Origin of the sequence: Enterobacter cloacae complex sp. Mu1197 (assembly GCF_040059225.1) — a bacterium.
Lineage (GTDB): Bacteria > Pseudomonadota > Gammaproteobacteria > Enterobacterales > Enterobacteriaceae > Enterobacter > Enterobacter quasiroggenkampii.
In genome coordinates this window covers 4,000,877-4,025,336 of sequence record NZ_CP157375.1, presented here as the reverse complement: position 1 = coordinate 4,025,336, position 24,460 = coordinate 4,000,877, and the positions used below count along the sequence as shown (strand labels likewise).

General features: G+C 58.4%; 23 protein-coding genes. 7 read left to right on the top strand and 16 right to left on the bottom strand.

The genetic code is table 11. The features are described 5' to 3' along the window. Positions 1 to 345: 345 nt before the first annotated feature. From rpoD to rpsU, 3 genes are all read right to left on the bottom strand, one after another. The gene (gene rpoD / locus ABFV38_RS18845) at positions 346 to 2,193 is read right to left on the bottom strand and encodes an RNA polymerase sigma factor RpoD (RefSeq protein ID WP_023333459.1); all 1,848 of its coding nucleotides are present in this window, start codon (positions 2,191 to 2,193) and stop codon (positions 346 to 348) included. Between the two features lie 165 nt (positions 2,194 to 2,358). Next, the gene (dnaG, locus tag ABFV38_RS18840; protein WP_003862574.1) at positions 2,359 to 4,104 is read right to left on the bottom strand and encodes a DNA primase; all 1,746 of its coding nucleotides are present in this window, start codon (positions 4,102 to 4,104) and stop codon (positions 2,359 to 2,361) included. 114 nt (positions 4,105 to 4,218) lie between these two features. After that, entirely contained in the window at positions 4,219 to 4,434 is a 216-nt protein-coding gene (gene rpsU / locus ABFV38_RS18835; protein ID WP_001144069.1) for a 30S ribosomal protein S21, read from the bottom strand. A gap of 236 nt (positions 4,435 to 4,670) precedes the next feature. Here rpsU and tsaD point away from each other — a divergent pair, with 236 nt between their 5' ends. Beyond that, entirely contained in the window at positions 4,671 to 5,684 is a 1,014-nt protein-coding gene (tsaD, locus tag ABFV38_RS18830; RefSeq protein WP_045909996.1) for a tRNA (adenosine(37)-N6)-threonylcarbamoyltransferase complex transferase subunit TsaD, read from the top strand. 85 nt (positions 5,685 to 5,769) lie between these two features. Here the strand turns inward: tsaD and ureG are convergent, their stop codons facing one another. The 9 genes from ureG to ABFV38_RS18785 form a co-directional block, all read right to left on the bottom strand. Then, the gene (gene ureG / locus ABFV38_RS18825; protein WP_008503187.1) at positions 5,770 to 6,387 is read right to left on the bottom strand and encodes an urease accessory protein UreG; all 618 of its coding nucleotides are present in this window, start codon (positions 6,385 to 6,387) and stop codon (positions 5,770 to 5,772) included. Between the two features lie 9 nt (positions 6,388 to 6,396). Further along, positions 6,397 to 7,071, bottom strand: a complete 675-nt coding sequence (locus tag ABFV38_RS18820; protein ID WP_348957788.1) for an urease accessory protein UreF — start codon at positions 7,069 to 7,071, stop codon at positions 6,397 to 6,399. Next, a complete protein-coding gene (locus tag ABFV38_RS18815; RefSeq protein WP_235402271.1) occupies positions 7,071 to 7,610 on the bottom strand; it encodes a HupE/UreJ family protein in 540 nt (179 codons plus the stop codon). Before ABFV38_RS18815 ends, ABFV38_RS18820 begins: the two co-directional genes overlap by 1 nt. Positions 7,611 to 7,619: 9 nt before the next feature. Beyond that, entirely contained in the window at positions 7,620 to 8,084 is a 465-nt protein-coding gene (gene ureE, locus ABFV38_RS18810) for an urease accessory protein UreE (RefSeq protein ID WP_045909994.1), read from the bottom strand. A gap of 9 nt (positions 8,085 to 8,093) precedes the next feature. Beyond that, positions 8,094 to 9,797, bottom strand: coding sequence for an urease subunit alpha (gene ureC, locus ABFV38_RS18805; RefSeq protein WP_348957787.1), 1,704 nt, complete (start codon positions 9,795 to 9,797; stop codon positions 8,094 to 8,096). After that, positions 9,790 to 10,104 carry an urease subunit beta gene (locus ABFV38_RS18800; RefSeq protein ID WP_024906478.1) on the bottom strand — a complete coding sequence of 105 codons (315 nt, stop codon included), beginning with the start codon at positions 10,102 to 10,104 and terminating at the stop codon, positions 9,790 to 9,792. The genes ureC and ABFV38_RS18800 overlap by 8 nt, the downstream gene beginning before the upstream one ends. 10 nt (positions 10,105 to 10,114) lie before the next feature. After that, entirely contained in the window at positions 10,115 to 10,417 is a 303-nt protein-coding gene (locus tag ABFV38_RS18795; RefSeq protein ID WP_003862556.1) for an urease subunit gamma, read from the bottom strand. Positions 10,418 to 10,427: 10 nt separating this feature from the next. After that, a complete protein-coding gene (locus ABFV38_RS18790) occupies positions 10,428 to 11,255 on the bottom strand; it encodes an urease accessory protein UreD (protein ID WP_348957785.1) in 828 nt (275 codons plus the stop codon). A gap of 146 nt (positions 11,256 to 11,401) precedes the next feature. After that, positions 11,402 to 12,415 carry an alpha/beta hydrolase gene (locus tag ABFV38_RS18785; RefSeq protein ID WP_023617354.1) on the bottom strand — a complete coding sequence of 338 codons (1,014 nt, stop codon included), beginning with the start codon at positions 12,413 to 12,415 and terminating at the stop codon, positions 11,402 to 11,404. A gap of 148 nt (positions 12,416 to 12,563) precedes the next feature. On the opposite strand from ABFV38_RS18785, the gene ABFV38_RS18780 reads away from it, so the two are divergent. Continuing rightward, the gene (locus ABFV38_RS18780) at positions 12,564 to 12,986 is read left to right on the top strand and encodes a MarR family transcriptional regulator (protein ID WP_126534079.1); all 423 of its coding nucleotides are present in this window, start codon (positions 12,564 to 12,566) and stop codon (positions 12,984 to 12,986) included. Between the two features lie 38 nt (positions 12,987 to 13,024). On the opposite strand, the gene ABFV38_RS18775 is transcribed toward ABFV38_RS18780, so the two are convergent. Both ABFV38_RS18775 and plsY read right to left on the bottom strand, forming a co-directional pair. Further along, the gene (locus tag ABFV38_RS18775; protein WP_348957783.1) at positions 13,025 to 14,491 is read right to left on the bottom strand and encodes an MFS transporter; all 1,467 of its coding nucleotides are present in this window, start codon (positions 14,489 to 14,491) and stop codon (positions 13,025 to 13,027) included. 90 nt (positions 14,492 to 14,581) lie between these two features. Continuing rightward, complete coding sequence (gene plsY, locus ABFV38_RS18770) at positions 14,582 to 15,196, bottom strand: glycerol-3-phosphate 1-O-acyltransferase PlsY (RefSeq protein WP_008502955.1); 615 nt, start codon at positions 15,194 to 15,196, stop codon at positions 14,582 to 14,584. Between the two features lie 107 nt (positions 15,197 to 15,303). Between plsY and folB the strand changes: the two genes are divergently transcribed. Both folB and bacA read left to right on the top strand, forming a co-directional pair. Beyond that, positions 15,304 to 15,672 carry a bifunctional dihydroneopterin aldolase/7,8-dihydroneopterin epimerase gene (gene folB, locus ABFV38_RS18765; protein ID WP_023309215.1) on the top strand — a complete coding sequence of 123 codons (369 nt, stop codon included), beginning with the start codon at positions 15,304 to 15,306 and terminating at the stop codon, positions 15,670 to 15,672. A 106-nt stretch (positions 15,673 to 15,778) separates the two neighbouring features. Beyond that, positions 15,779 to 16,600: an undecaprenyl-diphosphate phosphatase gene (bacA, locus tag ABFV38_RS18760; protein WP_023617357.1), complete on the top strand. Its 822-nt coding sequence runs from the start codon at positions 15,779 to 15,781 to the stop codon at positions 16,598 to 16,600. Between the two features lie 13 nt (positions 16,601 to 16,613). On the opposite strand, the gene ABFV38_RS18755 is transcribed toward bacA, so the two are convergent. After that, complete coding sequence (locus tag ABFV38_RS18755) at positions 16,614 to 17,855, bottom strand: multifunctional CCA addition/repair protein (RefSeq protein ID WP_045910159.1); 1,242 nt, start codon at positions 17,853 to 17,855, stop codon at positions 16,614 to 16,616. A gap of 60 nt (positions 17,856 to 17,915) precedes the next feature. Then, the gene (locus tag ABFV38_RS18750) at positions 17,916 to 18,536 is read right to left on the bottom strand and encodes a TIGR04211 family SH3 domain-containing protein (protein WP_025912514.1); all 621 of its coding nucleotides are present in this window, start codon (positions 18,534 to 18,536) and stop codon (positions 17,916 to 17,918) included. A gap of 229 nt (positions 18,537 to 18,765) precedes the next feature. Here ABFV38_RS18750 and ABFV38_RS18745 point away from each other — a divergent pair, with 229 nt between their 5' ends. From ABFV38_RS18745 to hldE, 3 genes are read left to right on the top strand one after another with little or no spacing between them, the layout of a single operon-like run. Next, positions 18,766 to 20,067: an inorganic triphosphatase gene (locus ABFV38_RS18745; RefSeq protein ID WP_262780096.1), complete on the top strand. Its 1,302-nt coding sequence runs from the start codon at positions 18,766 to 18,768 to the stop codon at positions 20,065 to 20,067. A gap of 21 nt (positions 20,068 to 20,088) precedes the next feature. Beyond that, the gene (gene glnE / locus ABFV38_RS18740) at positions 20,089 to 22,944 is read left to right on the top strand and encodes a bifunctional [glutamate--ammonia ligase]-adenylyl-L-tyrosine phosphorylase/[glutamate--ammonia-ligase] adenylyltransferase (protein WP_348957780.1); all 2,856 of its coding nucleotides are present in this window, start codon (positions 20,089 to 20,091) and stop codon (positions 22,942 to 22,944) included. Positions 22,945 to 22,984: 40 nt separating this feature from the next. After that, positions 22,985 to 24,415, top strand: a complete 1,431-nt coding sequence (gene hldE, locus ABFV38_RS18735) for a bifunctional D-glycero-beta-D-manno-heptose-7-phosphate kinase/D-glycero-beta-D-manno-heptose 1-phosphate adenylyltransferase HldE (RefSeq protein ID WP_003862540.1) — start codon at positions 22,985 to 22,987, stop codon at positions 24,413 to 24,415. The last annotated feature ends 45 nt before the right edge of the window (positions 24,416 to 24,460 follow it).

Below are 24,460 nucleotides of genomic sequence, written 5' to 3'. Positions count from 1 at the left end.
GGGAGAGGGTTTGGGTGAGGGGAATATACGGCCGTGGTGGTCATTCCGTTCACTTTATGTTCCTTGCTACTCTGTCACGACATGACCTGTGAACGTGCCAGGATGGCTCAGTCGCCACCACCCTGGCGACCCGCCCTCTCGGCGCATCCATGCGCCTCGCCACGGCCTGCAGGAAACGCCTCAGTGATTTACAGCCGGACCAGAGCATCGCTGAAAGTCTTCACTTGTTCTGGAACAAGGTTATTGCTTCTGCTTATAAATTACTGGGGAGCCCACACTCCAAAGGGAGAGGGAATAAACAAAAAAAAAGCTCCCGATTGGGAGCTTTTTCACGGTCAGGACAGGTTAGTCGTCCAGGAAGCTACGCAGCACTTCAGAGCGGCTTGGATGACGCAGCTTACGCAGCGCCTTCGCTTCGATCTGACGGATACGTTCGCGGGTAACGTCGAACTGTTTACCCACTTCTTCCAGCGTGTGGTCGGTGTTCATATCGATACCGAAACGCATACGCAGCACTTTCGCTTCACGGGCGGTCAGGCCAGCCAGGACGTCGTGCGTTGCGGCACGCAGGCTCTCGGTGGTGGCAGAGTCCAGCGGCAGCTCGAGGGTGGTATCCTCGATGAAATCACCCAGATGCGAATCTTCATCATCACCGATTGGTGTTTCCATGGAGATTGGCTCTTTGGCGATCTTCAGCACTTTACGGATCTTGTCTTCCGGCATCAGCATGCGCTCGGCCAGCTCTTCCGGCGTCGGCTCGCGGCCCATCTCCTGCAGCATCTGGCGGGAGATACGGTTGAGCTTGTTGATGGTCTCAATCATATGCACCGGAATACGGATGGTGCGCGCCTGATCCGCGATAGAGCGGGTGATAGCCTGACGAATCCACCAGGTTGCGTAGGTGGAGAACTTGTAACCACGACGGTATTCAAACTTATCTACCGCTTTCATCAGACCGATGTTGCCTTCTTGAATCAGATCCAGGAACTGCAGACCACGGTTGGTGTATTTCTTGGCGATAGAGATAACCAGACGCAAGTTCGCTTCAACCATCTCTTTCTTCGCACGGCGGGCTTTCGCTTCACCGATGGACATGCGACGGTTGATGTCTTTGACCTGCTCGATGGTCAGACCGGTCTCTTCTTCAATCTGCTGCAGCTTCTGCAGACCGCGATAGACATCGTCCTTCACGTCGTGCAGTTTTTCAGACCATGGCTTGTTCATCGCGATAGCCGCGTTGAACCAGGTTTCGCTGGTTTCGTTGCCGGTGAAGAGGGTGATGAAGTTCTTCTTCGGCATTTTGCACTGCTCAACGCACAGCTTCATGATGATACGTTCCTGGGTGCGTACGCGATCCATCATCACGCGCATGCTGTTCACCAGGTAGTCGAACTGTTTTGGCACCAGGCGGAACTGTTTGAACACTTCAGACAGCTTCAGGATCTCTTCCTGAGCGGCAGCGTGGCTGCGGCCTTTCGCTTTGATGGTGTCACGCGTCACTTCGTACTGGGTACGCAGCTCGGCAAACTTCTCGCGCGCCAGCTCCGGGTCGATGCTGTTGTCATCGTCCGCGGTGTCGTCGTCGCTCTCTTCCTCATCTTCGTCTTCGTCGTCATCCATCTCTTCCTGAGACAGCTCAGAACCGACGTGAGTGGCGGTAGGCGCCATATCTTCTTCAGCGTTCGGGTCGACAAAACCGGTGATCAGGTCAGACAGGCGCGCTTCTTCCGCTTCAACGCGATCGTACTGCTCCAGCAGATAGGTGATCGCTTCCGGGTACTCGGCAACAGAGCACTGAACCTGGTTGATCCCGTCTTCGATGCGTTTTGCGATGTCAATTTCGCCTTCGCGGGTCAACAGTTCAACGGTACCCATTTCGCGCATGTACATGCGGACCGGGTCAGTGGTACGCCCGATTTCAGATTCCACGCTGGACAGTACCTGTGCAGCAGCTTCTTCCGCATCTTCGTCAGTGTTGTTGGAGGTTTCAGCCAGCAACAGATCATCGGCATCCGGTGCTTCTTCCATCACCTGAATGCCCATGTCATTGATCATTTGGATGATGTCTTCGATTTGATCTGAATCGACGATATCTTCCGGCAGATGGTCATTGACCTCGGCATAGGTCAGATAGCCTTGCTCCTTACCACGTTGGACAAGAAGTTTCAGCTGTGACTGCGGGTTTTGCTCCATAAGACGGTATCCACACTTAATTCGTTTGATTGGTGTCGGCGATGGGGCTGCCAACCTTTAAAGCGAGGGCGTACTTATATTTTTGCCGCTGCCTCTCAGTGCGGCTGCCGGGGGCTTCCCGATCGATATTCGGCACTTAAGCCGTTAAATACTTTTGTCTTTGACTTATTTCTTCGCCAGTTCCTGGTTAATCATCCAGAGCTCCCGGCGTTCTTCGCTGCTTAAACCGTGTGTGCGCTCGCGAGCTATCAACTCTTCCTGGCGCAGCTCAAGCATCGAATCAAACATATGGTTGAGTGAGTCGGTGAACGTTTTTTCTGCAATGTCCTTATCTGCTATATCGTCCCACATCGACAATTTTTCAAGGGTAGCGGCCTCTTTTGTGCCGCGATAATGCTCTAAAAGTTGTCCGGTGGTCAGACCTGGTTGCGATAAACACGTGTTGACCAGTTCTGAAAATAAGCCAAGTCCGGGCAATTTTTCGTGGTTCAAACCCGCCAGCGACGGCACCTGTGGTGCCAGCTCGGGGTTTTGGACCAGTAACCCTATCAGTATACGCATGGTTGTGCGTTTTAGCTGAGGCGCGGGGCGAACCGTGCCGTTTTCAGCCTGTTTAGGCATTAAACGTTCAAGCTGGCTGTCATCCAGAATGCCGAGCTTGTTGCCTAGCTCCTGACGCAGGTAGATGCGCAGCGTTTCGCCGGGCACCTGACTGATTAACGGCAGCGCCAGCGTGCTGAGCTGCGCGCGCCCGTCAGGGGTACTCAAATCGACCTGCGGCATCAGGCTGTTAAACAAAAACGTGGAGAGCGGCTGAGCCTGCTCCATCCGCGCTTCAAACGCCGCTTTACCCTCTTTACGCACCAGCGTATCCGGGTCTTCACCGTCGGGCAGGAACATAAAGCGCAACTGACGCCCGTCGGTCATATAGGGTAGCGCGGTTTCCAGCGCGCGCCAGGCGGCATCGCGTCCGGCGCGGTCTCCGTCGTAACAACAAATCACGTTGTTGGTCACGCGGAACAGCAGCTGAATGTGATCCGCCGTGGTGGACGTTCCTAACGACGCCACCGCGTAGTTGATGTCGTACTGCGCCAGCGCAACGACGTCCATATAGCCTTCGACGACCAGAAGACGCGGAGGTTCCGCGTTATCCTGCTGCGCCTCATAAAGACCATAAAGCTGGCGGCCCTTATGGAAAATATCGGTTTCCGGGGAGTTGAGGTACTTCGGCAGGGCATCACCCAGCACGCGACCACCAAAACCAATTACCCGGCCTCGCTTGTCGCGGATTGGGAACATCACCCGTTCGCGGAAGCGGTCGTAGCTTCGTCCCTGGTCGTTGGTGACCAGCATGCCTGCATCGATGAGAGATTTACGATCTTCGCTATTGCCGCCAAAACGCTTTAACACGTTGTCCCAGCCGGGCGGGGCGTAGCCAATAGCGAAACGCGCAATGACATCGTCGCTCAGTCCGCGCTTGTTCAGATACTGACGCGCAGGCTCAGCCGCAGAGTGCTTAAGAGACTGTTGGTAAAACGAATTCAGGCCATCCATCAGTTGATACAGCGTTTGCCGTTGATGGCGCTCGATCTGACTTGGCCCACTGCCTGCTTCATACGGCACTTCAAGGTTATGCATTGCCGCCAGCTCTTCGACGGTTTCAACGAACTCGAGCTTGTCGTAGTTCATTAAAAAATCAACGGCATTACCGTGAGCACCACAGCCGAAGCAATGGTAAAACTGCTTTTCACCGTTTACGGTGAAGGAGGGGGTTTTTTCGTTATGGAACGGACAGCACGCATGGTAATTCTTGCCCTGCTTTTTCAGCTTTACCCGCGCGTCGATGAGATCGACGATGTCGGTTCTGGCGAGCAGGTCATTGATGAAAACGCGTGGGATTCTTCCGGCCATATGCCCCAAAATTTAAGCGACTTATAAACGAAAACAAGCCGCGCATTCCTTCCGGAAGCACGGCCTTACGACTATTACTCTGTCTGTCAATTGAGGGCTGAGGCCCTCAACCAATTAGTACAGACGAGTACGGCGTGCGTTTTCGCGAGCCAGTTTCTTCGCGTGACGTTTCACAGCGGAAGCTTTAGCGCGCTTACGTTCGGTCGTTGGTTTTTCATAAAACTCACGACGACGAACTTCAGCCAGAACACCTGCTTTCTCGCATGAACGTTTGAAGCGACGCAGTGCTACGTCGAACGGCTCGTTTTCACGTACTTTAATTACCGGCATGTAACTCTCACCTTTAATAAATTCGGTTTGCCGCTGGCATCAACGCCAGCTTATTTCAAAATGGTGCGGAATTTTACTGCAAATGCTGCTGCTTTGTAAAGCACCGATGCGATTTTGAAAGGGACTTTAATAAGGGTGAGGAGTATACACGAGCCTTCTTCCTGGGGCGAACAAAGTTTTACATCAACCCGCCCAGGCTCTACACTGCGCGGTATTGAAACGAGGTAAAACAAGTCATGCGTGTACTGGGTATTGAAACATCCTGCGATGAAACCGGCATCGCCATTTACGACGACGAAAAAGGGCTTCTGGCCAACCAACTGTATAGTCAGGTGAAATTGCACGCTGACTACGGCGGCGTCGTGCCTGAACTGGCCTCTCGTGACCACGTGCGTAAAACGGTTCCCCTGATCCAGGCGGCGCTGAAAGAGGCCGGGTTGAGCTCAACCGATATTGATGCCGTGGCCTATACCGCCGGTCCGGGCCTGGTCGGCGCGCTGCTGGTCGGCGCGACGGTTGGCCGTTCGCTGGCCTTCGCGTGGGACGTGCCGGCCATCCCGGTTCACCATATGGAAGGGCACCTTCTGGCGCCGATGCTGGAAGAGAATCCGCCTGAATTCCCGTTTGTGGCACTGTTGGTCTCCGGTGGACATACCCAGCTGATCAGCGTAACGGGGATTGGCAAGTACGAGCTGCTGGGCGAGTCAATCGACGACGCCGCCGGTGAAGCGTTCGACAAAACCGCCAAGCTGCTGGGACTCGATTACCCAGGCGGCCCGATGCTGTCCAAAATGGCGGCGCAGGGAACGGAAGGGCGCTTTGTCTTCCCGCGTCCGATGACCGACCGTCCGGGGCTGGACTTCAGCTTCTCCGGGTTGAAAACCTTCGCAGCCAACACGATCCGCAATAACGACGACAGCGATCAGACCCGCGCCGATATCGCCCGCGCGTTTGAAGATGCAGTGGTGGATACGCTGATGATCAAGTGCAAGCGCGCGCTGGATCAGACCGGCTTCAAGCGTCTGGTGATGGCGGGCGGCGTCAGCGCCAACCGCACGCTGCGCGCGAAGCTCGCCGAGATGATGCAAAAGCGTCGCGGAGAAGTGTTCTACGCGCGTCCGGAATTCTGCACCGATAACGGGGCGATGATCGCCTACGCCGGGATGGTGCGCCTGAACGCTGGCGCAACGTCTGACCTGAGCGTGTCCGTGCGTCCGCGCTGGCCGCTGGCGGAACTGCCTGAGGCGTGAGTTTTTTTGCCGGGCGGCACGTCGTTTGCCCGGCCTACGGTTTTGTAGGCCCGGTAAGCGCAGCGCCACCGGGCAACAAACCGCACTACACCCGCAGCATCCCTTTCTCTTCCAGAAACGCAATAATCGTCCCCAGGCCGTCACCCGCCTTCAGGTTAGTAAACGTCCATGGACGCTCGCCGCGCATGCGGTTGGTGTCGCGTTCCATCACCTCCAGCGAGGCGCCGACGTACGGCGCGAGATCGGTTTTGTTAATCACCAGAAAATCGGATTTGGTGATCCCCGGCCCGCCCTTGCGCGGAATTTTTTCCCCTTCGGCCACGTCGATCACGTAGATGGTCAGATCCGCCAGCTCCGGGCTGAACGTCGCGCTCAGGTTGTCCCCGCCGCTTTCCACGAAGATCAGGTCCAGATTACCGAATTTCTCGCTGAGCGCTTCCACCGCCGCCAGGTTCATTGAGGCATCTTCGCGGATGGCGGTATGCGGGCAGCCGCCGGTCTCCACGCCCACGATGCGCTCCGGCGCCAGCGCGCCCGCTTCGGTCAGGATGCGTTGATCCTCTTTGGTGTAGATATCGTTGGTTACCACCGCAAGATGGTAGGTATCGCGCATCGCCTTGCAGAGCGCTTCCAGCAGCGCGGTTTTGCCCGACCCTACCGGGCCACCCACGCCCACGCGCAGGGGATGTTTGTAATCAGCCATGTTGACTCCTCAGGAACGGAATAGTCGTGAATATTGGGTTTCGTGGCGCGCGGAGGCGATGGCGGACAGCGGCGTTGCTGCGCCCAGCACGTCGTCGCGACGTAAAAAGGCCTGTTCAAGCCCGGCGGCAAAATGGTCGCTCAGTTCGATAATCAGCTGCTGCGCGGCCTGCTGCCCAAACGGCACCAGCTTAACGCCCGCCATGACCGCGCTCTCAATCCAGCTGTATCCCAGGCTCAACGCCAGCTCGCGCACGTCAATGCCCCATCGCACGCCGAGCCACGCCATGCCGCAGAGCTGGCTTTGCCTGCACAGCGCCAGCCATTCTACCGGGCAGTCCGGCTCCCAGCTTTTAATCAGGCGCGTAAAGGCTGCCCCGCGGTTGCGTTCTTCTTCGCGTAGCTCGCGCGTTTCCCGGCAGGCGAGCAGGTATGCCGTCCAGCGTGGGGCCGTTGCCAGATCGTGCCGATCGCAGGCCTGGCAGAGACGGTGAAACAGCGGCAGATCGACGCAGAAAAAACTCTGCTCCATCTGCTGGATCTGCCAGCGTTTAAAGGCGTCGGCGTCCGTGACCCAGCCCGCCTCAACGGCCCACTCCAGCCCCTGCGACCAGGTAAACGACCCGACCGGCAGGCTGCTGCTGGAGAGCTGCATCAGGCGCAGCCTCTGGCGGGCGTGCTCCATCAGCTCATCAGCGCCAGCAGGGCGGACACAATCAGCCCGCCGCCAAAGGTTTTACGCAGCCCGTCGTGACGGCGCAGCAGCAATCCTGCGGCGAAACTGGCGCACAGCACCGTGGCGCTGGCGAACATAAACCCGCTGGTGAAGAGCCAGAAATTATGGCCGGACATCTCCACGCCGTGTGCCCAGCCGTGGAACATCGCCAGGGCAGGCACCGCCAGCAGCAGGCGATTTTCGGTTTTAAACATCATCACGCCGCTGACCGCCAGCGAGGCGATAATCAGCATCTCCATGCCGCTAAAGCCGCCGAGCAGGCTGCCCGCAATGGCGCCGGCAAGCATCAGCCCGAGGGTGGCAAACGGCAGCAGGAGCTTGCGGCCGCTCAGCGCTGAAAGCACGCCAGCACCGGTCAGCATCAGGAGATGATCGAGCCCGGTCAGCGGATGGAAAAAACCGGCCTGAAAGCTGTCGGCGCCGTGGCCGGGATGCGCGAGCGCGGGAACGGAAAAGGCCAGCAGTAACAGCGGGAGTAACTTGCGCATGATGGATCCTTAATGTGAATGGGTATGAGCGTGGCTATGGCTGTGGGCATCGCTGGCGTACGCGCCCGCTTCCGGTTCAAACGGCAGGCTGGCGTAGGTTACCTCCAGCCCAAACTGGCGCAGCATGTCGTCGAGAACGTGATCGTGGTGATAGCGCAGCTCGCCGGGCATGACCTGCAGCGGCACGTGGCGGTTGCCCAGGTGGTAGCAGGCGCGGGCGAGCAGGAACGGATCGGCGCAGCGCACCACGGAGACCGACTCCGGGGCGGCGATCACTTCGATCACTTCGCTGCCGTCGTCGGTGGTCAGCAGGTCGCCCCCGCGCAGCAGCAGGCCGCGCGGCAGCATCAGCCCGGCTTCGCGGCCGTCGTTAAGCGCCACGCGGGCGCGGCTTTTCACCCGCACGTCAATCGGCAGCGTGACGCTGGCGGTAGTCTGATGCGCATGGTCCAGGCGTTGGGTCAGATAAATCATCATCACTCCTCAAAACAGGAAATAGCGTTGCGCCATCGGCAGAACGTCAGCCGGTTCGCTGGTAATCAGTTCGCCGTCGACGCGCACCTCGTAGGTTTGCGAATCAACGGTGATGTTCGGCTGCAGAGCGTTGTGGATCATGTCGGCCTTTTTCACCGTCCGGCAGCCTTTCACCACCGCCGTGGCGCTCTGCAGGTTGAGCTGCTGGGGGATGCCGTTCGCGTGAGCGGCCTGCGAGACAAACGTCAGCCGCGTGGCGTGGCGCGCGGCGCCCAGTGCGCCAAACATCGGGCGGTAATGGACCGGCTGCGGCGTGGGGATTGAAGCGTTGATGTCACCCATCGGCGCGCAGGCGATCATCCCGCCTTTGACGATGGTGGCGGGTTTTACGCCGAAGAACGCCGGGGACCAGACCACCAGATCTGCCAGCTTGCCCGCCTCAATCGAGCCTACTTCATGGGCGATACCGTGGGTCAGCGCCGGGTTAATCGTGTATTTGGCGACGTAGCGCTTCACGCGGAAATTGTCGTTCTCGCCAGTCTCTTCCGGCAGCGCGCCGCGCTGGACCTTCATGCGGTGCGCCACCTGCCAGGTACGGATAATCACTTCCCCGACGCGGCCCATGGCCTGCGAGTCTGACGACGTGAGCGAGAACGCGCCGATGTCGTGCAGCACGTCTTCGGCGGCGATGGTCTCCCGACGAATGCGGGATTCGGCAAACGCCACGTCCTCGGCGATATCCGGGTCGAGGTGGTGACAAACCATCAGCATGTCGAGATGCTCGTCGATGGTATTGACCGTGTAGGGCAGCGTTGGGTTGGTGGAGGAGGGCAGAATATTCGGGTGTGCGCAGGCGGTGATGATATCCGGCGCGTGGCCACCGCCCGCCCCTTCGGTGTGGAAGGTGTGGATGGTGCGCCCGCCAATGGCGGCCAGCGTATCTTCGACAAACCCGGACTCGTTCAGCGTGTCGCTGTGCAGCGCCACCTGAATGTCCATCTCTTCGGCCACCTCCAGAGAACAGTTGATCGCCGCAGGCGTCGCGCCCCAGTCTTCGTGGATTTTAAGCCCGATGGCGCCCGCGGCAATCTGCTCGCGCAGGGCGTCCGGATTGGATCCGTTACCTTTGCCGAGCAGGCCGATATTCACCGGCAGCGTATCGGCGGCCTGCAGCATGCGGGCGATATACCACGGCCCCGGCGTGCAGGTGGTGGCGTTGGTGCCCGCTGTGGGTCCGGTGCCGCCGCCGATCATGGTGGTGACGCCGGAGACCAGCGCCTCCTCCGCCTGCTGCGGGCAGATCCAGTGGATGTGGGTGTCGATCCCGCCTGCGGTGACGATCTTCCCTTCGGCGGCGATGACTTCGGTTGCGGCACCAATCGGGATCGTTACGCCGGGCTGAATGTCCGGGTTGCCGGCTTTACCGACGGCAAAAATCCGCCCGTTCTTGACGCCGATATCGGCTTTCACGATCCCCCAGTGATCGACGATCAGCGCGTTGGTCAGCACCAGATCCACGCAGTCGTCTGCGGTCATCTGCCCCTGGCCCATGCCGTCGCGGATCACCTTCCCGCCGCCGAACTTGACCTCTTCGCCGTAGATCGTGAGATCGTCTTCCACTTCAATCCACAGCTCGCTGTCGGCCAGCCGCACTTTATCGCCGGTGGTGGGGCCGAACATATCGGCATAGGCCTGGCGCGAAATCTCAGCCATGTTTCACCTCGCCCATTACCTCGCCGCGAAAGCCGACAATGCGCTGCGCACCCGTGACCTGAACCAGCGTTACTTCGCGCTTCTGGCCGGGCTCAAAGCGCACGGCGGTGCCTGCCGGGATGTTCAGCCGGTAGCCCCGAGTCACCTCACGGTCAAACTTCAGCGCCGGGTTGACCTCGTAAAAGTGATAGTGCGATCCGACCTGGATCGGCCTGTCGCCGTGATTTTCGACAATCACGGTTTGGGTTTCGCGCCCGACGTTGATCGCAATCGCGCCGGGCTGGATCTGGTATTCGCCAGGGATCATCACGCGCTCCTTAGACGATCGGGTTGTGGACGGTCACGAGCTTGGACCCGTCCGGGAAGGTGGCTTCCACCTGGATATCCGGGATCATCTCCGGTACGCCCTCCATCACCTGGTCGCGGGTCAGGACGTGGCGGCCTGCCTCCATCAGCGAGGCGACGGTTTCACCATCGCGCGCGCCTTCCATGATGAAGGCGCTGATCAACGCGACTGATTCCGGGTAATTGAGCTTTACCCCGCGCGCAAGGCGGCGTTCGGCAACCAGCGCGGCGGTGAACAGCAACAGCTTGTCTTTTTCTCTGGGGGTCAGTTCCATAACGTTTCTCTTATGTCTGCCAGATACGCGGCGAACAGGCGGTTTTGGTGGTGAGAAGCGGGCGAAGCGACTGCCAGACGTCGCGCATCACCCGCTGACAAATCAGGTTATCGTGAGAGAGAAAGCGCACCGACATGAGATCGTCCACGAGCGTGGCGCCCGCAAACGTATCCAGCGGGGCGAGCAGCGCACGCGCCGCCTCGAGATGTTCTTCTCTGGCCGGGTAGAACAGCAGCGTGCCAATCCACGGATGCCCGGCGACGGGCGTGAGATCGCCGTCGGCAAGGTGCTGACGTTCAATCAGGCGTGGCTCGTCCTCAACCCAGACTTCAAGGCGGCTTTCCAGCGTGCCGTGGCTGAAGGCCTCATTGATTACCGGTCGTCCCAGGCAGTACAGCTCCCACGCCAGCAGCGTGCTGGAGGCCTTCAGGTGGAAGACGGAGCGCAGTGCGGCATTCGCACCGGGGAAGATAATGGTGTCCTGCGGCAGCCACTCCAGCGTGGATCCCTCATCGAGATAAAAGTGCTGATGCAGGCGAGCCTGCGGGCCGCTGCTGCGATAGAACTTGCTGGCGCCGGGCATGGTGATAAGCGCATGGCTTTTGGCGTCCAGACGCACGGTGATATCCAGCGTATCGCCGCCCACAACCCCGCCCGGCGGGTGCAGAAGATAGAGGTGGCAGGTCTCGCCTTCGGGATAAAATGGACGCTGAACGGTAAGCGGCCCGACGTGATGAGCGGAGTGCAGGAGGGTTTTCTCAGGGGTGTGACAAAACTGCAGGGCAAGCGACGCCTGCCAGCCTTTGTACGAATTATCAGTGACCTGAGCTGCTAACATGCTGCATCCATCTGCTCATCATCGGGTCGTTTCAGTATGCCCTGGCAGAAATGAAGGCTGTCATATGAGTCGCTTATGGATGGCGGTTAAGACGAAACAAAAAGCACGCCCGGAGGACGTGCTGTCTGACAAACATCGCGATGCCGTTATTTCAGGTGCTCATGCAGCGCTGCGCCAGCCTGCTCCAGGGCAACCTTGACCGTAGGCTCTTCGCTCAGTGGATTGAGCAGGCCGTAATCGTGGATCATGCCGTTATAGCGCGTGACGGTCACCGGGACGCCAGCCGCATCCAGCTTACGCCCGAATGCTTCACCTTCATCCCGCAGAACGTCCAGCTCTGCTGTCTGAATCAGCGTCTCCGGGAAGCCTTTCAACTGCGCGGCGCTGGCGCGAAGCGGAGAGGCAAGGATATTGTTGCGATCGGCCGCGTTGGTGGTGTAGTTATCCCAGAACCATTTCATCATGTTTTTCGACAGGAAATAGCCGTTCTCGAACTGGTTATACGAGGCAGTATCAAAATTCGCATCGGTCACAGGCCAGAGCATGACGTTGTAGCGAATTTTTGGCCCATTAAATTGTTTTGCCTGCAGCGCCACGGAAGCCACCATATTGCCGCCCACGCTGTTACCGACCAGACCCAGACGGCTACCGTCCACGCCAATTTCCTGACCGTGCTCGGCTACCCATTTTGTCGCTTCAAAGGCCTGATGAATGGCCACCGGGAAATGGGCCTCAGGTGACGGCGTGTAATCAACGTAAACCGCTGCGGCACCTGACGCGCGAACCAGATCTCGGATTAAGCGTTCGTGGGTTGGGAAATCACCCAGCACCCAGCCGCCGCCGTGGAAGAACATAAATGCCGGGAGCGTGCCGGTCGCGTTTTCAGGTTTCACTATTTTCAGTTTGATCGCCTGACCATTTACCTGGATCGTTTTTTCTGAAACCTGAGCGGGCGGCAGTTTTGCGCCTTGCTGCGCGCCGATCAGTACCTGACGGGCCTCCTGCGGGGTCATCTGTTCCATTGGCTTACCCTTGCCCGAATTCAGAACATTAAGAAATGCCTGTACGCCTGCGGTCGGGGTAGGGGTATTGGTGGTGTGGGCGGATGCTGCAGCAGACGCGAACACGGAAGAAACCAGGATGGCGGCTAATGTTTTCATGGTAATACCTCTTTAAGCGAGTGTTAGACAGTGATGTTATTTAAGTAGTGCGCTATTAAGTTGTTGTTGTAATACTTGCGCGCAAGATACTTTTAGTCAAACTTTATTTATAATTTTTTTATAAAACTGACTAAGGGTTGAAAGAGAAATGAAAGAAAACAAGACGTTAGATGATTTACTTTGCTTCTCACTGTACTCAGTCACCAACGCGTTCGTTCGGCAATATCGTCCCTTATTGCAGGAAATGGATCTTACCTATCCGCAATTTGTTGTTTTGATGGCGCTTTATGAGAAAGACAACATTCCACTTCGCGATCTCAGCGATAAGACGTTTTTTGATTCGGGTACATTGACCCCGCTGGTGCAAAAGCTTGAGGCAAAAGGGTTTCTCAACCGTATCGCGGTTGTGGGTGACGAAAGAATGAAAAATGTCGTTCTGACGGAGAAGGCTAACGCACTGAAAAAGCAGGTGATGGCGCTGCCGGACCAGATACGCTGCAGCATGCGGATGAATGATGAAGAGCTTGAGATGCTGAAAAAACTTTCCCGAACGCTGCTGAATGATTTGTAAGAATCCTTCGGTGGGGTTAACCCACCGAAGCGAGGTCATTAGCGGTAATCCTCCGCATCCACATCATACCCCGATGGCTCCCAGCGGATCGCCAGCAGCGAGGCCAGGCCGATAAACGGCGCCAGCGCAATTACCCAGAACACGGCGGTATCCAGCGAGGCGACCAGTAGCGGGAACAGGAACAGCGACAGCGTCGAGCTGCTGCGCATCAGCGTCTGGTTAAGGCCCACGCCAACGCCGCGCAGCGAGGTCGGGTAGCTCAGCGAGGCAAACGTCATGGTATGCGCGCCCGGGCCGAAGCCCTGGCCGAACAGGAAGAGCGCCAGCATCGCCACGGCAAGCACGCCTTCGGTGGCGCCTTCCGGACGACCAATCAACCCCAGGCCCAGCAGCGCGACCAGCTGGCAGGCGTAACCCGCCAGCGACATTCGCCATGCGCCGAAGCGCGGCACGTAGCGTACCGCCAGCAGTCCGCCAACGAAGGCAAACAGCAGGTTAAGCGCCAGAGATATCAGGATGGTGGTCAGCATCGACTGGACAAAGAAGCTGGAGATGATCACCGGCAGGCCAAACGCCACCGCGTTATAGGCGAACGAGGAGACGACGGACAGCAGCGTGGTGAGCGTGGTGCGCCGCAAGTAGATGCCGCGGAACAGGTTCAGGTAGTTAGACCATTTCGCTTTATTCACGACGGGGGCTGGCTGGCTCAGCGCATCCTGCGGTACGTGGGCATTGATGTTGTATGAGTGGCGTAAAATGGACGCTGCCTCCTTCAGGTTGCCCTGATTCGCCGCCCAGACCGGCGATTCGCTCATATAGCGGCTGCGGATGGCAATAATCACCAGCGCCGGCACGGCACCAAAGCCGAGAATCAAACGCCACAGCCAGTCGCTGTGGCTTTCCGGCAGCACGGCGTAGAAGAAAAGCACCAGCAGGTAGGAGATACTGATGGCGGCATACCAGGTGGGGCACCACATGGCGACGCTGGAGGCCTTATTGCCGGGGCCTTTCAGCCTGGCGAACTCGCTTAAAAACGCCATCGCCACGGGAAGGTCGATCCCGACGCCAAGCCCCATGACAAAGCGAGCACCCGCCAGCACATATTCGTTCGGAGCCAGCGCACAGGCAATAGCCGCTACGACGAAGAACACCATATCAGCCATAAAGACGCGATAGCGCCCGATTTTATCCGTGAGATAACCGCCGAGCAGCGCCCCGACAATGGCGCCAAAGGTAATGGCCGAGGCCACCATGCCGGTACCGGCGGGCGTCAGGTTAAATTCGCGGGTGATGTCTTTAATGCCGAAGGCCAGCGCGCCCAGATCGTAGGCATCGAGGAAAATCCCGCCCAGCGCGATACCGACCACGATACGGGCGTTGGCCCGACCCTGAGAACCGTCATTAACGAGGCGTGAGACATCCGAGGCGCTGCGCACCCACTGGATGTCGCCATCGGGGTGTTTTCCTGCCGTTGAAAGGGGAGTGGTTTCTGTGATTTCTGCCATTTTCTTCTGATGTGGTTGTATTGTGTCATTAACAGTTACCACAGGCAGAAGGTGACCAAAATCACATTTGGCTATAAGGCATAACTAACCTTACGGGGCGTCTTTTTTCTTCCTCTTGAGCTTCGTCCAGATTTTTGTCTCCTGACGACGCCACAGGCGCTGAATATTATCGTGATGACGCAGCAGGATAAGGCAGGAGAGCATCGACACCGGGAAGGTAAACTGGGGCTTGAACCACCAGACGTAGAACGGCGCGATCAGCGCGCTGACGATGGCGCCCAGCGACGAATAGCCGCTCAGCAGAATGGTCAGTAGCCAGGTCCCGGCCATCACGCCGGTTAGGTCCCAGCCGATAGGCGCAATGGCACCAAAGGCGGTCGCCACACCTTTGCCGCCTTTAAAACCGAAGAATACGGGCCAGATGTGGCCGACACAGGCAGCAATCGCAATAAGCCCCAGCCAGAACGGCGTGACGCCCAGCGCATACGCGCCCCAGACGGGTAGCATCCCTTTCAGAACATCAAAAATCAAAACCGCTACGGCTGCTCCCTTGCCGCCAATTCGTAGTACGTTGGTCGCTCCCGGATTCCCGGAACCACTTTCACGCGGGTCAGGTAACCCGGCGATGCGGCAGACCAGAATGGCGCTGGAGATTGAGCCGCAAAGATAGGCGAGGAGGATCATTCCAGGCGCGATTGCACTCATAACGCTGTTCCGTTTTGAAAATGTATCTGTATTCTCAGCATCTGTGGATAATACGCATAATTCGCCGGAAGTGGTATCCGGTTTAGCCAAAAAGCAGGCAGGTCGTGATGGATATTGTATTTATAGAGCAACTTTCGGTAATCACCACTATTGGTGTTTACGACTGGGAACAGACCATCGAGCAGAAGCTGGTGTTCGATATCGAAATGGGCTGGGATAACCGCAAGTCGGCAAAAAGTGATGACGTGAATGACTGTCTGAGCTACGCCGATATCAGTGAAACGGTCATCGCCCACGTTGAAGGGCAACGTTTTGCGCTGGTCGAACGGGTGGCGGAAGAAGTCGCAGAACTGCTGCTGAAAAAATTCAACTCACCGTGGGTGCGCATCAAGCTGAGCAAGCCTGGCGCGGTGGCGCGCGCCGCCAACGTTGGCGTCATCATCGAGCGTGGCACAAATCTGAAAGGCAAGATTTAACGTCATAATAGCTAAACCCTTTTAGGTTATATCTGTCTTATAGCTGTATCTTTCACGGTAGCCGTTGGGGCGACCGTTTTTTTTATATTTTTTTAGGGGTTTATAGATGAGCGATATGCACTCGCTGCTGGTGGCGGCAATACTGGGTGTGGTCGAAGGATTGACGGAGTTTTTACCGGTTTCCAGTACCGGCCATATGATTATCGTTGGCCATCTGCTGGGCTTTGAAGGCGATACCGCCAAAACGTTCGAAGTGGTTATCCAGCTGGGTTCGATTCTGGCGGTGGTGGTGATGTTCTGGCGCCGTCTGTTTGGCCTGATCGGTATCCATTTTGGCCGTCCGCCGCAGCACGAAGGGATGAGTAAAGGCCGCCTGTCGCTGATCCATATTCTGCTTGGGATGGTCCCGGCAGTGGTGCTGGGGCTGGTTTTCCACGACGCCATCAAATCGCTGTTTAACCCGATTAACGTGATGTACGCGCTGGTGGTGGGCGGCTTCCTGCTGATCGCCGCGGAAGTGCTGAAGCCAAAAACGCCGCGCGCGGAAGGGCTGGACGATATGACGTATCGTCAGGCGTTTATCATTGGCTGCTTCCAGTGTCTGGCGCTGTGGCCGGGCTTCTCACGTTCAGGCGCAACCATCTCCGGCGGGATGCTGATGGGCGTAAGCCGTTACGCCGCGTCAGAGTTCTCTTTCCTGCTGGCGGTGCCGATGATGATGGGTGCCACCGCGCTTGACCTCTATAAAAGCATCGGTTTCCTCACCACGGGCGACATTCCCATGTTCGCCGTTGGCTTCATCACCGCGTTTATCGTGGCGCTGATTGCCATCAAAACCTTCCTGCAGCTGATTAAGCGTATCTCGTTCATTCCGTTCGCGATCTACCGCTTTATCGTCGCGGCTGCCGTGTACGTGGTCTTTTTCTGATGACCAACCGCCCTCAGTCTTTCGGCTGAGGGCAATGCTTTTCCTTCCAGTCAGAGACCGCCTGAATTCGCCGTTTCGTGAGTTCTTCGCGAATTTCCGGTCCTTTGAATCCCGCCTCGACGACGTCCTTCGTCGGCACCGCTTTCGCTACCTCCCAGGCTTTACGCAGTAAACGTCCCTGCGGGTAGTCGCACGCTTCAAACCCGGTACGCCCGCGCACGTCAGCTTCGCTGGTCAGCGCGATTTGCTCCACGCGCTGGGGTTTGCGCCAGGCGTCGATGTTATCGAAAAGCTTAACGATGGTGGCCGGTTTCAGGATGGGGAAGGTGTGGATCAGATCGTGGAATTCGGCCACCAGTTTCGCCAGATCGCGGATTTCGTTCGGCACGCGCAGACGCTGGCACAGCCCCTCGACCAGCTTCACCCCGGCCGGACCGTGCCCGTGATGCCGAGGCCAGAGCTCTTTTGGCGTCAAGCCTTTGCCCAGATCGTGGCACAGGGTGGAAAAACGCACGTCCACGTCAGGGCTGAGCATGGCCGCCATGCTCAGGGTCATCAGCGTGTGCACGCCGGTATCAATTTCCGGGTGCCATTTCGCCGGAGCCGGGACGCCAAACAGCGCGTCTATTTCCGGGAACAGCACCTTCAGCGCGCCGCAGTCGCGCAGGACCTGGAAAAAGACCTGCGGGTTACGCGTGGTGAGGGCATTCTCCGTCTCTTTCCAGACGCGCTCTGGCGTCAGGTGTTCAAGCTCGCCCGCCTCGGTCATGGCGGTCATCAGCGCCATTGTCTCATCGGCAATACGGAAGCTGAGATGGGCGTAACGCGCGGCAAAACGCGCCACGCGCAGCACGCGGAGCGGATCTTCAGAAAACGCCGGGGAGACGTGGCGTAAAAGACGGTTGCGCAGATCGTCCTGGCCGCCATAAGCGTCAACAATCTGGCCGTGCTCGTCCTGCGCCAGCGCGTTAATGGTCAGATCGCGACGCAGGAGATCTTCCTCCAGCGTGACGTCAGGCGCGGCATAACAGGTGAAGCCCGTATAGCCCGAACCTGATTTCCGCTCGGTACGCGCCAGGGCATACTCTTCGCGGCTTTTCGGGTGCAGGAACACGGGAAAATCGCGGCCTACCTGCTGGTAGCCCGCGTCGAGCATCTCTTCCGGGGTGGCGCCCACCACCACCCAGTCTTTATCTTTGACCGGCAGACCTAACAACGCATCACGAACCGCACCACCGACCAGATAACTCTTCACGCCTGACACTCCCGTTTTCTCTTTTCCAGAATGATACGTAAGTCTGGCAGAGAAGACGAATTAGTTCATCCAGCGATCTTTACGCTTACGGCTTGGGATCAGGTGCGGCAGAACCAGACCCAGCACCAGACCGACGCCCAGCACGCCGCCGCCATACATAAACCACTGCATGATGATGGTGCGCTGTTTGTCATCGAGCTGCAGGTTGGCGGCATTCACTTTCTTCTGCGCGACAATCAGCTCGTTTTTCAGCTTCTGGTTCTCTTCTTTCAGCCCGTTAATCACACCGTCGCTCTGCGCCACTTTCTGCTGCATTTCGGCGGTACGCTGGTTCCAGGTTCCGTCGATGTTGTTCAGCTTGTCGGTCAGGGTTTTCACCTGATTTTCCAGATCCGGCACGCGGGTGCGCAGGCTTGGCACGGTGCTCAGCTCTTTCAGCGGGATCCAGGACGTACGGCCAGAACTGTCGCGAACCTGACCGTAGTTGGTGTCCGCGTTGGTCTGTAACAGGGTGACTTCCTCGCCGGCATTGACCGTGCCCACGAGGCGATAATTATCTCCGGGGCCACTGCGTACCCAGGTGTTCAGTTCGTCAGAAACGTAACGCTTCTCTTCAGCGTGCACGGCTGTTGCGGCGCTAAAAGCGAGTAAAGTAAGTCCAATCAGGCGTAATTTAAGCATCATTAGTCGTTATTTTCATAAATAGTGGAACGATAGTAGTGGCAACAGTGTCTCTACGCAAAGCATTCGTCAGCAATCAGAATCATCTGTGTCACGACTCTGGACATTTACGCCCGACAAATTGCTCATTGCATGGCAATTTGGCGCAAAATACTATGTACTGACAAACAAATGGCGAGGAAGTTCGCCCTCATTGACGCGTCTGTGACGCCCGCAAAAGTACAAGGCTATGGCTCAGGAAATCGAATTAAAATTTATCGTCGAAAAAGACAGCGTTGACGCACTCCGCCAGCATCTGCATACGCTCTCCGGCGAACACCATGCACCGGTACAACTGCTTAATATCTATTACGAAACGCCGGACAACTGGCTGCGCCGCCACGATATGGGGCTGCGCATCCGTGGCGCGAGCGGGCGCTACGAGATGACGATGAAAATTGCCGGCCGCGTGGTCGGCGGGTTACATCAGCGTCCGGAATACAATATCGACATCAGTCAGCCAGAACTTGAGCTCGAACGCTTCCCGGCGGACGTCTGGCCGGAAGGCGAGCTGCCTGCCACGCTGGCAGAACAGGTGCAGCCGCTGTTCAGCACCGATTTCTGGCGCGAGAAATGGCTGGTGACGGAAGGTAAAAGCCGCATCGAAATCGCTCTCGATCTCGGTGAGGTGAAGACGGGAGAGTTCCAGGAACCCATTTGTGAACTGGAGCTTGAACTGCTGGAAGGGGACGCGAATGACGTGCTGAAGCTGGCGCGCAGGCTGGTGAGTCAGTCCGGACTGCGTCAGGGAAGCCTGAGTAAAGCCGCGCGGGGTTACCATCTGGCGGCCGGAAATGCGCCGCGCGTCCTGAAAGAGACGACCATTTTGCGCGTTGCGCCGAAAGCCAGCGTTGAGCAGGGGCTGGAAGCCGCGCTGGAGCTGGCGCTTTCGCAGTGGCAGTACCACGAAGAGCTGTGGGTGCGAAATGTGAAAAACGCTAAATCTCACGTTCTCGCGGCGATTGCCCTGGTGCGCCATACCCTTGCGCTGTTCGGCGGTATCGTTCCTCGCAAAGCGAGCGCTCACTTACGTGATCTGCTGACGCAAACCGAAACGCTGATGCTCTCGGACGTCTCGGCGCAAACGGCGATTTACAGCCCGCAAGCCGCTTCGGCAAAACTGGCGCTGACCGAGTTTCTGGTCACGCGCGGCTGGCGCGCCTTCCTGGATGCGAAAGCCGAGGCCAAAATCGCGGAAAACTTTAAGCGTTTCGCGGACATTCATCTTTCCCGCCATGCCGCTGAACTGAAGAGCACCTTTGCGTATCCGCTCGGCGATAAGTATGGCGATCAGCTTCCCCGTCTTTCGCGCAACATCGACAGCATGCTGCTCCTTTCCGGTGCCTACGACGGGCCACAGGCGCAGGCGTGGCTGGAAAACTGGCAGGGGCTGAAGCATGCCATCGAAACCCGTCAGCATATTGAAATTGAGCATTTCCGTAATGAGGCCATTTCGCAGGAGCCGTACTGGCTGCACAGCGGAAAACGTTAACTCTGGCAAGGAACCCCTAGAATGCCGCTTTCTTCACCGTTACAGCAGCAGTGGCAGACCGTTTGCGAACGTCTGCCTGAGTCATTACCGGCGTCATCGTTAAGCGAGCAGGCGAAAAGCGTGCTCGCCTTCAGTGATTTTGTGCAGGAAAGCATCGCCGTCTACCCGGACTGGCTGGCTGAGTTTGAGAACGCACCGCCGCAGGCGGACGAGTGGCGGCACTATGCCGGCTGGCTGCAGGCCGCGCTTGAAGACGTCGCGGATGAGGCGACGCTGATGCGCGTCCTGCGTCAGTTCCGCCGTCATGTGATGGTGCGCATTGCCTGGGCGCAGGCGCTGGAACTGGTGAGTGAAGAGAGTACGTTGCAGCAGTTAAGCGAGCTGGCGCAGACGTTGATTGTCGCCGCGCGCGACTGGCTCTACGCCGCCTGCTGTAAAGAGTGGGGCACGCCGTGCAGCGAGGAAGGGGTTCCTCAGCCGCTGTTGATTCTGGGGATGGGCAAGCTGGGTGGTTGCGAGCTGAACTTTTCCTCCGATATTGACCTGATTTTCGCCTGGCCTGAGAACGGCTCCACGCGCGGCGGCCGTCGCGAGCTGGACAACGCCCAGTTCTTTACCCGTCTCGGTCAGCGTCTGATTAAGGCGCTGGATCAGCCTACGCAGGACGGCTTTGTTTACCGTGTGGACATGCGCCTGCGTCCGTTTGGCGACAGCGGCCCGCTGGTGCTGAGCTTTGCCGCGCTGGAGGATTACTACCAGGAGCAGGGGCGCGACTGGGAGCGTTATGCGATGGTCAAAGCGCGGATCATGGGCGACAGCGATGACGCCTACGCCAACGAGCTGCGTGCCATGCTGCGCCCGTTCGTGTTCCGTCGCTATATCGACTTCAGCGTCATCCAGTCCCTGCGCAATATGAAAGGGATGATTGCCCGTGAGGTTCGCCGTCGTGGGCTGAAGGACAACATCAAGCTTGGCGCGGGTGGTATTCGCGAAATCGAATTTATCGTCCAGGTCTTCCAGCTGATTCGCGGCGGGCGCGAGCCGTCGCTACAATCCCGCTCGCTGCTCCCGACGCTGAGCGCCATCGAGCAGCTTCACCTGCTGCCGGACGGCGACGCGCAAACCCTGCGCGAGGCCTATCTGTTCCTGCGTCGTCTGGAAAACCTGCTGCAAAGCATCAACGACGAACAGACCCAGACCCTGCCGGGGGATGACCTTAACCGGGCGCGTCTGGCCTGGGGGATGCGCGTGGATGACTGGTCAACGCTGACCGAACGGCTCGATGCCCACATGGCAGGCGTGCGCCGCATCTTTAACGAACTGATTGGTGATGATGAAAGTGAATCGCAGGACGATGCGCTTTCCGAGCACTGGCGCGAGCTGTGGCAGGACGCGCTCCAGGAAGATGACACCACGCCGGTGCTGACGCATTTAACCGACGACGCTCGCCATCGCGTGGTGGCGCTGATTGCCGATTTCCGTCTTGAGCTGAACAAGCGCGCCATCGGCCCGCGCGGTCGACAGGTGCTGGATCACCTGATGCCGCACCTGCTGAGCGAGGTCTGCTCGCGGGCGGATGCGCCGGTGCCGCTGTCGCGCATGATGCCGCTGCTGAGCGGGATCATCACGCGCACCACGTATCTGGAGCTTTTGAGCGAGTTTCCGGGGGCACTCAAGCACCTGATTACGCTCTGCGCCGCCTCCCCGATGGTGGCCAACAAGCTGGCGCGCTATCCGCTGCTGCTGGATGAACTGCTCGACCCGAATACCCTGTATCAACCCACGGCGACGGATGCCTACCGTGACGAGCTGCGTCAGTATCTGCTGCGCGTGCCGGAAGAGGACGAAGAGCAGCAGCTGGAGGCGCTGCGCCAGTTTAAGCAGGCTCAGATGTTGCGTGTGGCGGCGGCGGACATCGCCGGAACGCTGCCGGTGATGAAAGTGAGCGATCACTTAACCTGGCTCGCGGAGGCGATCATCGACGCGGTCGTGCAGCAGGCGTGGGTGCAGATGGTGGCCCGCTATGGCCAGCCGAAGCACCTTGCTGACCGCGAGGGACGAGGGTTTGCCGTGGTCGGTTACGGCAAGCTCGGCGGCTGGGAGCTGGGATACAGCTCCGATCTGGATTTAATCTTCCTGCACGACTGCCCGGTTGACGTGATGACCGACGGCGAGCGCGAGATTGACGGGCGTCAGTTCTATCTGCGCCTGGCCCAGCGCATTATGCACCTGTTCAGCACCCGCACCTCGTCGGGCATTTTGTATGAAGTCGATGCGCGCCTGCGTCCGTCCGGCGCGGCGGGCATGCTGGTCACCTCAACGGAATCCTTCGCCGATTACCAGAAGAATGAAGCCTGGACGTGGGAGCATCAGGCGCTGGTGCGCGCCCGCGTGGTGTATGGCGATCCGCAGCTCAAAACGCAGTTCGATGCCATTCGTAAGGACGTCATGACCACCCCGCGCGAGGGCAGTACGCTGCAGACCGAAGTGCGCGAGATGCGCGAGAAAATGCGCGCACACCTGGGTAATAAACACCGCGATCGCTTTGATATCAAAGCCGACGAGGGCGGGATTACCGATATTGAGTTCATTACCCAGTATCTGGTGCTGCTCCACGCGCACGACAAGCCGAAGCTGACCCGCTGGTCCGATAACGTGCGCATTCTGGAACTGCTGGCACAAAACGACATCATGGACGAGCAGGAGGCGCAGGCCTTAACCCGCGCCTACACGACGCTGCGCGACGAGCTTCACCACCTGGCGCTGCAGGAGCAGCCGGGCCACGTGGCGCTGGACTGTTTTGTCGCAGAACGCGCTCAGGTAACGGCCAGCTGGCAGAAGTGGCTGGTGGAACCGTGCGTAACAAATCAAGTGTGATATTATCGCGCGCAAATTGTGAATCTTTCTGGAGTCAGGAATGAAAGTAACACTGCCAGAGTTTGAACGTGCTGGAGTAATGGTTGTTGGGGATGTGATGCTGGATCGCTACTGGTATGGACCGACCAGCCGCATCTCTCCGGAAGCACCGGTACCGGTGGTTAAGGTCGACACCATTGAAGAGCGTCCCGGCGGCGCGGCAAACGTGGCGATGAACATAGCCTCTCTGGGCGCGCACTCGCGTCTGGTTGGCCTGACCGGTATCGACGATGCGGCGCGCGCGCTGAGCAAGTCGCTGGCGGACGTGAACGTGAAGTGCGACTTCGTTTCTGTTCCGACCCACCCAACCATCACCAAGCTGCGCGTGCTGTCACGCAACCAGCAGCTGATCCGCCTCGACTTTGAAGAAGGGTTCGAAGGCGTTGATCCCGAGCCGCTGCACGAGCGCATTAACCAGGCGTTGGGCAATATCGGCGCGCTGGTGCTGTCCGACTACGCGAAAGGCGCGCTGGCCAGCGTGCAGACGATGATCCAGCTGGCGCGTAAGGCCAGCGTACCGGTGCTGATCGACCCGAAAGGCACCGACTTTGAGCGCTATCGCGGCGCAACCCTGCTGACGCCAAACCTCTCCGAGTTTGAAGCGGTGGCGGGCAAATGCAAAACCGAGGAAGAGCTGGTTGAGCGTGGCATGAAGATCATTGCTGACTTCGAGCTCTCTGCGCTGCTGGTGACCCGCTCCGAGCAGGGGATGACGCTGCTGCAGCCGGGCAAGGCGCCGCTGCATATGCCAACCCAGGCGCAGGAAGTGTACGACGTGACCGGTGCCGGTGATACGGTGATCGGCGTGCTGGCGGCGACGCTGGCCGCGGGTAACTCCCTGGAAGAGGCGTGCTACTTCGCTAACGCCGCGGCGGGTGTGGTCGTCGGTAAACTCGGTACCTCAACCGTGTCCCCAATCGAGCTGGAAAACGCGGTGCGCGGCCGTGCTGACACCGGTTTCGGTGTGATGACCGAAGACGAGCTTAAAGTGGCCGTCGCCGCCGCGCGCAAGCGCGGTGAGAAAGTGGTAATGACCAACGGTGTGTTCGACATTCTGCACGCGGGCCATGTCTCTTATCTGGCGAATGCGCGCAAGCTGGGCGATCGTCTGATTGTGGCAGTGAACAGCGATGCGTCGACCAAACGTCTGAAGGGGGAAACCCGTCCGGTGAACCCGCTGGAGCAGCGTATGATCGTGCTCGGCGCGCTGGAAGCCGTGGACTGGGTGGTGTCGTTTGAAGAAGACACGCCGCAGCGCCTGATTGCCGGTATTCTGCCGGACCTGCTGGTGAAAGGCGGGGATTACAAGCCGGAGCAAATCGCAGGCAGCGAAGAGGTCTGGGCCAACGGCGGCGAGGTGATGGTGCTCAACTTTGAGGACGGGTGTTCCACCACCAACATCATCAAGAAGATCCAGAAAGACAGTCAGTAAAAAACGGGCCTGTTGGCCCGTTTTTTTATGTCGGGTGGCGGCTGC